General features: G+C 36.0%; 11 protein-coding genes. 9 read left to right on the top strand and 2 right to left on the bottom strand.

Annotated features, from left to right (window positions below):
• Window positions 1–533: orotidine-5'-phosphate decarboxylase (pyrF, locus tag J7K93_07045; GenBank protein MCD6116752.1), on the bottom strand; the 533-nt coding region annotated here is incomplete at its 3' end.
• Between the two features lie 213 nt (window positions 534–746).
• The gene (locus J7K93_07040; GenBank protein MCD6116751.1) at window positions 747–2,141 is read right to left on the bottom strand and encodes a PAS domain S-box protein; all 1,395 of its coding nucleotides are present in this window, start codon (window positions 2,139–2,141) and stop codon (window positions 747–749) included.
• 528 nt (window positions 2,142–2,669) lie between these two features.
• Here J7K93_07040 and J7K93_07035 point away from each other — a divergent pair.
• From J7K93_07035 to J7K93_06995, 9 genes are all read left to right on the top strand, one after another.
• Window positions 2,670–3,098, top strand: coding sequence for a MarR family transcriptional regulator (locus J7K93_07035; protein ID MCD6116750.1), 429 nt, complete (start codon window positions 2,670–2,672; stop codon window positions 3,096–3,098).
• A gap of 32 nt (window positions 3,099–3,130) precedes the next feature.
• Complete coding sequence (locus J7K93_07030) at window positions 3,131–3,628, top strand: Na+/H+ antiporter subunit E (GenBank protein MCD6116749.1); 498 nt, start codon at window positions 3,131–3,133, stop codon at window positions 3,626–3,628.
• Window positions 3,621–3,881, top strand: coding sequence for a cation:proton antiporter (locus tag J7K93_07025; protein MCD6116748.1), 261 nt, complete (start codon window positions 3,621–3,623; stop codon window positions 3,879–3,881). Before J7K93_07030 ends, J7K93_07025 begins: the two co-directional genes overlap by 8 nt.
• Window positions 3,882–4,211, top strand: coding sequence for a monovalent cation/H(+) antiporter subunit G (locus J7K93_07020; protein MCD6116747.1), 330 nt, complete (start codon window positions 3,882–3,884; stop codon window positions 4,209–4,211). It abuts the gene before it with no gap.
• Window positions 4,212–4,243: 32 nt separating this feature from the next.
• Window positions 4,244–4,489 (top strand): DUF4040 domain-containing protein, encoded by a 246-nt coding sequence (locus J7K93_07015; protein ID MCD6116746.1) that lies wholly within the window; start codon window positions 4,244–4,246, stop codon window positions 4,487–4,489.
• Window positions 4,486–5,313, top strand: a complete 828-nt coding sequence (locus J7K93_07010; GenBank protein MCD6116745.1) for a Na(+)/H(+) antiporter subunit B — start codon at window positions 4,486–4,488, stop codon at window positions 5,311–5,313. The genes J7K93_07015 and J7K93_07010 overlap by 4 nt, the downstream gene beginning before the upstream one ends.
• Window positions 5,306–5,668, top strand: coding sequence for an NADH-quinone oxidoreductase subunit K (locus J7K93_07005; GenBank protein ID MCD6116744.1), 363 nt, complete (start codon window positions 5,306–5,308; stop codon window positions 5,666–5,668). Before J7K93_07010 ends, J7K93_07005 begins: the two co-directional genes overlap by 8 nt.
• A complete protein-coding gene (locus tag J7K93_07000; GenBank protein MCD6116743.1) occupies window positions 5,665–7,182 on the top strand; it encodes a hypothetical protein in 1,518 nt (505 codons plus the stop codon). The genes J7K93_07005 and J7K93_07000 overlap by 4 nt, the downstream gene beginning before the upstream one ends.
• Window positions 7,179–7,651 (top strand): hypothetical protein (locus J7K93_06995; protein MCD6116742.1); only part of this gene is annotated, 473 nt, incomplete at its 3' end. The genes J7K93_07000 and J7K93_06995, both read left to right, overlap by 4 nt.

Genomic DNA, 7,651 nt, shown 5'->3' with positions numbered 1-7,651 from the left:
TTGTAGAGTTCCTGTTCTCTGTACGTAATGTACTGAAAATCTTTTGAACTGGGATTTGATGTAAGGCATAGAATAAACACTCCCTTTTCAGCATCCTTTATAAAAGGAGATACTGAATCAAGCCCGAGATAAGGATTTACTGTTACAGCATCAAATCCCACGGAGAAGAGAGCCTGCGCATATTTTTCTGCAGTTGAGCCTATGTCTCCTCTCTTTGCATCTCCAATTTTTAATATTCCGTCCGGAATGTATTCCACAGTTTTCTGGAGGGCTTCAAGGCCGTAAGTACCGAGAGCTTCATAAAACGCAAGGTTTGGTTTGTAAGCAGCAACAAAATCGGATGTTGCATCAATTATGGCTCTGTTAAATGCAAAAACAGGGTCTTTTTCATTCCTGATTTTTGAAGGGAACCTGTCAGGAACAACATCAAGCCCTACACAGACCAGTGAATTTCGTTCATGTATACATTTTTGTAAATTTTCATTAAAGGTCATAGTAAAAGATAAAATAACAGTCGAGATTGAAATAATCAACAAGAATCTCACATACTTTTAGTGAACAAATAAATTCAGCAGGCCGGTAAATAAAGAATCTGAAAAAACGGCATAGATATTAATTATGTTATTTCTGAGTTTTTTATCGGGAACCCGGAAGTGAGCAAGAATTAGGGAGACTGCTTCTTCCGGTAAACCGGAACCGCAATAGCAGGTTTGGGCCTTTCTGAAGAGTAAAAACAGGGCATAAAATTAAATAATAAGAGAGCTGTCTTCATCTGCAGGCCGCGTGTTTCCGATTGCAGGTTCATGTGTATTAGAAAGGGTCTGCAGTTTCCTTGCAGCAGGCATGCGAATCCTTACTGCAAAGGATTTATCATTTTTTTTGCCTGCATCTATCTGAAAACCAAACTCATCTCCGATATGGCGGCAGATTATCATGCCCCCGCCTTCTGCGGAACCGGAAGGACCTACCATTTCAAGAGGGTCAAAAATTTCATTTAAATTTTGATAAAAATCATCTGTTCCTGACAGCATTACCTCTACAGTAATGGACTCGTCAAACAATCTTGTTGATACATTTACTGCACTGCCATCCGAATCAGCACACGATTTTATTGCAGCTTTCAGGATTGATCCCAATACTACAGAAAGGTCTCTTCCGACACACTGCACCATAGGCAGCCCCTGTGCCAAAGATGTTTTAACAACAATATCTTTATCACCGAAAATGAAATTCAGATAGTGCAGCTCTTCCATAATTATATTGTTTATTTCCCACTTACCGCTACCCTTAAAAAGATCTCTTTTTATCTTTCCTGCCATTCCGCTGAAAGTATTTCCTGCATTTTCCCACATAGAGCCTATTTGTTCGAATACAGGAGCATCGGAACTGTATTTTTCCTTGAAATCATTTAGTTTCAGGACAGTCTTATTAATTGGATTTAATATCTTGTTCAATATAGCTTTCTGCCTTTTTGCCTCTTCTGTTACATGCAGTCTGGCCATATCTCCCATTTCTTGTATGTAAATTTTTTTCTGTGCTTCAGAGCGGTTTTGAATATTTCTTGCTACATGGAGAATCAGCTGATGGTTTGCAACTTTTATCCATTTACTGCTTATATCCATCAGTACGTATGTTTTGTCTTTTTTCCGCCATTTCTCCTCTGACCTCGAATACCCATTATCAAGCCACATTTTTTGATTTGAAACATCCGTCTCTTCCCTGCTTTTAAGATGAGATATATTCATTTTTTTGAGCTGTTCTTTTGAATATCCGGTTAAGAGGGCAAGAGCCTGATTAAAGAGGAGTATCTTCCCCTGAGCAGAAGTAAGAAAAATAGCTTCATTTGCCTGTTCAACGAGAAGCTTGTACTTTTGTGTTGATTTTTTAAGGGTTTCCTGAATTTTTTCCAGATTTTCTTTGAGAGTGCTTTTTTCGTTTTTAAGAGATTCAATGCGTTCCCGTTCTTTGCCGCTGAAATATCCGATTGCAGGCCCTAAGATGAAGAAAAAAATCCATATCAAATCAGTAGCACCAAGCCTCTGAAAGAAAAATTTCAGATTTACACCTACAACAGTTCCTGTTACTGATCCTAAAATAAGGTTTTGGGTTCGTGCCCTTAATCTGTTTATTTTTGATGGCATATTATCAGCCCCCTGTTTAAATTTAAATATTAGACATTCAGAATTAAGCAAATTTTTCCGGTTCGGAATATTTTTACTCCGAATTTTCTGTAGTCTTATACATAAATATTATCTATTTTTAGTAATTACAATAAACGTGCCAGAAATTATAAAAATTTAATTTTTTTAATACAGTTTCTGCCCTTTCTGAATGTTAATGTCAGATTCAGCTTTGCATTCCAATTATAATACTGCATGTCATTATATCATAAAAATTTGTTTCTGCCTGAATTTTTATTGATTAATGCCGACAATTATTATGAAAAGCATGGCTGGACATTTTTCTTAAAAGGAGAAGAATAAATATTTTTGTACTAAATTAAATAAATTGCGGATAGTTATTTAACAGCACTTAAAAAAATTATCAAGTTGCAAAAAAAATAAATAAAATGCAGAAAAAACTTGACAGAAAGCATACAAAGCATTATATTAACGGCATTAATGTTTAACAGTGTTAACAGTTGACACTATTTGTTTAAAAAGGCTGATATGGGTAAAAGTTTATTTGATCTTGTCCAGGATGTGAAGCGTGTATGCATTTTCACGGAGGATCGAATCCGGAAAGAATTTGATCTTTCATATGTTGAGTTTATGGCTATGCATCTGCTGAATCCCGAAGAAAAGCTGACGGGATCTGAGTTCTCCGAACGAATGCAATTTTCCACTGCCCGGGGCAGCCGCGTTGTAAATCAGCTTTTAACAAAAGGGTTAGTTGACACAACCGTACTCCCTAACAACAGGCGCAGTATGGAAATTGTTCTCAGTAAATACGGCTGTAAATTAAAAAAGAAAATAGATGATGAAATTAAAGAATGCGAATCCCGTATTCTGGATTCTTTAAAACCGGATGCAAGAAAGAGTTTAAAAATGAGTCTTGAAATTTTGTCAGGACTTTTAATAGAAACTCAAAAAAAATAAATACACATGTTTAATTACTTTTTGGAGAACAAATGCAGCAATTAAAACGATGCTTTTTAAGTTTTGTTTTTTTCTTTGGATTGTGGGTTCTCTTGACAGGAATCAACGATCCGCAGGAAATAATTACAGGGGCTATCATTGCATGTCTTGTTTCCTCTCTGTTTTGGAGTAGTACGGATATTTGGGGAGAAATCCAAATTAATCCGAAAGCGATTCTATATGCTTTAATCTATCCTTTTGTATTTGCTGAGGCGTTAATAAGGGCAAATCTTGATGTGGCAAGGCGTGTTATTGCACCTTCGTTACCAATTAATCCAGGAATTGTCAAGGTGAAAACAAAACTTAAATCACGCATAGGAAAACTCATTCTCGCAAACTCGATTACTCTTACTCCCGGTACACTTACAGTAGAAACAAATGGCGAGAATTTTTATATCCATTGGATTGATGTGACTTCTCCTGATATTGAAGAGGCTTCTCATCAAATCGTACAAAAATTTGAAAAATATCTGGAGGTGATTTTTGGCTAATTTGCTTCTGAATATTTCGGCCTGCATTGCACTTGCAGCCATTATTCTATCCCTCGTGCGGCTAATTAAAGGCCCTACGGCCGCAGACAGAACAGTTGCCCTTGACACTATGACAATAGTTTCAATATCATTAATTGTTTTTATTGCAGTACTAACACGCCGTATAATTTATTACGATGTTGCAATGGTGTATGCTCTTTTAAGTTTTATCGGTGTTGTTGCAATAGCAAGATATCTGGAAAGGGGGCTGTAAATGGCTGTCACAGGGGCAATCATAACATTAATCGGATCTCTGTTCCTTTTCCTTGGATCTCTCGGCCTTGTACGAATGCCTGACCTTTACAACAGGATGCAGACGGGAACAAAAGCCACAACATTGGGATCAATTCTATTCCTTTCAGGTCTTGCAATAAGCCAGTCTGAGTTCATTAATATTGATAAAACAATTGTCCTTATACTGTTTATTGTATTTACAAATCCCATATCCTCTCATGCACTTGCAAGGGCCTCTCATTTTATAGGGATTCCTCTGACTGAAAAAACGACTGTAGATAGACTTGCTGAAGATGAGGGAAAAGAATAAAGAATTAATCTATTCAAACACAGGTGAAACTAATGTATGTAATAATAATTTCAGTTCTTGGGATAACAATGATATTTGCCGCTTTTATGGCTATTTATGCCAGAAAGCTAATTACTGCAATTATCAGCTTAGGCCTAATCGGCCTTTTTGCAAGTATCATTTTTCTATTACTTGCAGCTCCTGATGTTGCTATTACAGAAGCAGCAATAGGCTCGGGGCTGTCAATAGCTATCTATTTATTTGCTCTTAGGCATACAGAAAGGCAGGAGGAGAAATGAAAAATACAAACTTTGTTACAGGTTCATTTATCGCTCTTACCTTGGTTGTAATTTTTGGAATTTTCTTTTTCCAGGCATTAAATCAGCCTGCACATGAAGGAAAAACAATGCCTGTTGAGAATGTACATTTGGAGGACAGAGTTTCATTGCATTATGTTCTGAAAAATGTTAATGAGGCCAGCCAATATTTAGAATCGCACGGCAAGAGTTATTTTAATGAAAGAGATGAAGTGCCTTCAAAAACAATTGAATTTGGCAAATCGAAAAATCTTGAAGAGGGCTCTGCTAATGAGGTGACTTCAATTGTTGTAAATTACAGAGGTTTTGATACACTTGGAGAAGTTACTGTCTTATTTATATCTATAATAGGACTAACTCTTTTGATGAGGGGTATCAACAATAAAAAAATTAGAGAGCCATCATTAATTTTAAAAACAGGGACAACGTTCTTATCGCCTTTGATTATTCTGTTCGGTGTCTATATATTTGTTCACGGACATTTAACTCCCGGAGGAGGGTTCCCTGGTGGTGCCATTATAGCTTCCGGAATATTATTGTTAATCATAGGCCTTGAATCATTTAAGTTCAACAGTATGTTATCTAAAAGTATAGAGAGTTTGGCTGGATTAGCATTTGTTGGAATTGCTCTTGCAGGACTTTTTGTAAAAAAATCGTTCCTCGCTAATTTCATGCCCACCGGAACTGTAGGTTATCTTTACAGCGCAGGTATGGTAGCCTTGATATATATTGTAGTAGGCCTTAAAGTGGGTGCTGAACTGGCTTCGGGTATTGCGAAATTAAAAGAGGGTGGTAAAAATGATTAATTCATTATTCCTTTACTCAATAGCTTGCATTTTGTTTCTTATAGGCTTATTTGGAGTCCTTACAAGAAAAAATGTTATTAAAATACTTGTCTCGTTAAGTATAATGGAAACTGCAGTTAATTTGTTTTTAATTATAGTAGGTTATATAAAAAACGGGAAAGCTCCCATACTTACAAGATGGGATCCTCACATAAATATACATACACTCAACTTCGTAGATCCTTTGCCTCAGGCACTTGTTCTTACGGCTATTGTGATAGGACTCGGCACAACTGCATTAGCGTTAACAATAGCAATTAAATTGTATGAACATTACGGAACATTAGACATAACAAAAATGGGTGATAAAAAATGAATGTAAACTATGCATTATTGCTAATAGCCCTTCCATTGGCCTTAGCCTTCCTGCAGCCGTTATTTGGTATGCTTAGTAAAAAATTGACAAAATGGATTACATTTTTAACACTTGGGTTTAATTTTATTTATTCAGTCCTATTGCTCAATTTTATACTAAACAATGGGCCCCAAATAGCTGTAATTGGCAATTGGAAACCGCCGTTCGGTATTAATCTGTACATATCAGCCCTATCTCTTTCTTTTGCATGTATTGTCTATTTTGTAGGGCTTGTCATTTCCTTTTATTCAATCGGTATTAAGGATAAGTCTTATGATGACAAATTGAGTTTGGTAATGTTGCTTGTGGCGGGATCTGCAGGTGCTATCATAATGACAGGGGATCTTTTTAATATGTTTGTATTTATTGAAATTTTATCAATAGGTACTGCAATACTTGTAGCTTCGAGGGACAAAGGCATATCATATAAAGGTGCGTTGAAATATATGATTTTTGGGGCTATTGGTTCTTCAATGTTGTTATTTGCAATTGGTTTTATATACGCAACATTGGGTACGTTGAATTTTGCTGAAATTGCTTTGAGATTTCATGAAATTAACCCTACTTTAGCTTCGTTTATTGTACTCATGTTTGCAGGAGGCGTTTTTGTTGAAGCAGAGCTATTCCCATTTAACCTTTGGGTGCCAGATTCATACGAAGGGAGTGCTCCTCATATTGATGCCATTTTAAGCGGTATTGTAAGTACTGCAGGAATTTATGCTATTATGAGGGTCTTTCTAACTGTATTCGGAATAGATGTTGCAGACAAAATAATAGTTTTTGGTAAATTGAATTTCAATAATATATTAATAGCAATTGGAGTCATTACAACAATAATCGGTGAATTTTCTGCATTGACTCAAAAGGATATTAAAAAAGTCCTTGCTTTTTCTTCAATGGCGCAGATGGGTATTATAGCTTTTGCTATAGGAGTTGGGAGCCAGAATTCCATTACCGGAGGAGTTTTTCATCTCTTTAATCATGCAATATCAAAAGGATTATTGTTTCTTACAAGTGCTATGATAATAAGGAAGATAGGTAGCTCCAATATTGATGACATGGAAGGATTCGGACGATATAACAAATTTATCGCAATATTTTTTGCAATAGGCGCATTTGGTATAATCGGGATTCCTTTTTTCAACGGTTTCTGGAGTAAAATGTACATTGTTCAAGCTGCTGTAAAATCTGCAGGTATCAGCTATCTCGCCATATCGTTAATTCTCGGAGCAGCTTTAATAGAGGTGTTCTACTATTTCAGGATCATATTTAAATTGTTTGTTGACAAAAAGGTAGCAGTTAAAAACAGAATTCATCCGTTTGCATATATTTCTGTTATTACTTTTGCAATAATTGTAATTGCAGTGGGTGTGTATCCCTCTATGCTTACATATATTTTAAAGCATGCATCGGCAGGATTGTTCGAAAAAGGACGCTATATATCAACTGTTTTAGGAACGGGGGTCTTTCAATGATATTGAATTTACTCATAATCGCCCTGATTATATCATCTGTTGCATTTTTCATAGGTGCCAAGTTAAAGTGGTTAAGATGGCTGCTTTTTACCGGGTTGCTGACATTTATGACGATAAAATTATGGTCATTTTATGGTAACTGGGGTTATGCAGAGACATACAGTATGTTCTCTCTGGGTAATATAAATTTTGAAATAAACCTTGGCATTACAAAACTTGGATGGTTTTTCTCATTTTTTACAACTATAATAAACCTCATCATATCTATATTTTCCATTCAAAAAAATCTGCACGAACCGGATGAGTGGGGTGTTGGTGTTCTGTGGATGCTGCTCGCTGGGGCAAATATAGCAATATTTATGGCTCTTGACTGGATTACGCTATTCATGGCATGGGAAGTAATGACATGGACATCCTATTTTATCATAACACCGGGGTGGAAAAAATCATTCAAAGCTGCTAATTATTA

The sequence above is a fragment of the bacterium genome, assembly GCA_021158245.1.
Lineage (GTDB): Bacteria > Zhuqueibacterota > QNDG01 > QNDG01 > QNDG01 > QNDG01.
This window is presented reverse-complemented; position numbering and strand designations above follow the sequence as displayed.

Bases quoted from the DNA above. Each gene is read 5' to 3' on its own strand.
- J7K93_07040 (MCD6116751.1), bottom strand. From the start codon at position 2,141: ATGCCATCAAAAATAAACAGATTAAGGGCACGAACCCAAAACCTTATT.
- J7K93_07035 (MCD6116750.1), top strand. From the start codon at position 2,670: ATGGGTAAAAGTTTATTTGATCTTGTCCAGGATGTGAAGCGTGTATGC.
- J7K93_07030 (MCD6116749.1), top strand. From the start codon at position 3,131: ATGCAGCAATTAAAACGATGCTTTTTAAGTTTTGTTTTTTTCTTTGGA.
- J7K93_07020 (MCD6116747.1), top strand. From the start codon at position 3,882: ATGGCTGTCACAGGGGCAATCATAACATTAATCGGATCTCTGTTCCTT.
- J7K93_07015 (MCD6116746.1), top strand. From the start codon at position 4,244: ATGTATGTAATAATAATTTCAGTTCTTGGGATAACAATGATATTTGCC.
- J7K93_07010 (MCD6116745.1), top strand. From the start codon at position 4,486: ATGAAAAATACAAACTTTGTTACAGGTTCATTTATCGCTCTTACCTTG.
- J7K93_07005 (MCD6116744.1), top strand. From the start codon at position 5,306: ATGATTAATTCATTATTCCTTTACTCAATAGCTTGCATTTTGTTTCTT.
- J7K93_07000 (MCD6116743.1), top strand. From the start codon at position 5,665: ATGAATGTAAACTATGCATTATTGCTAATAGCCCTTCCATTGGCCTTA.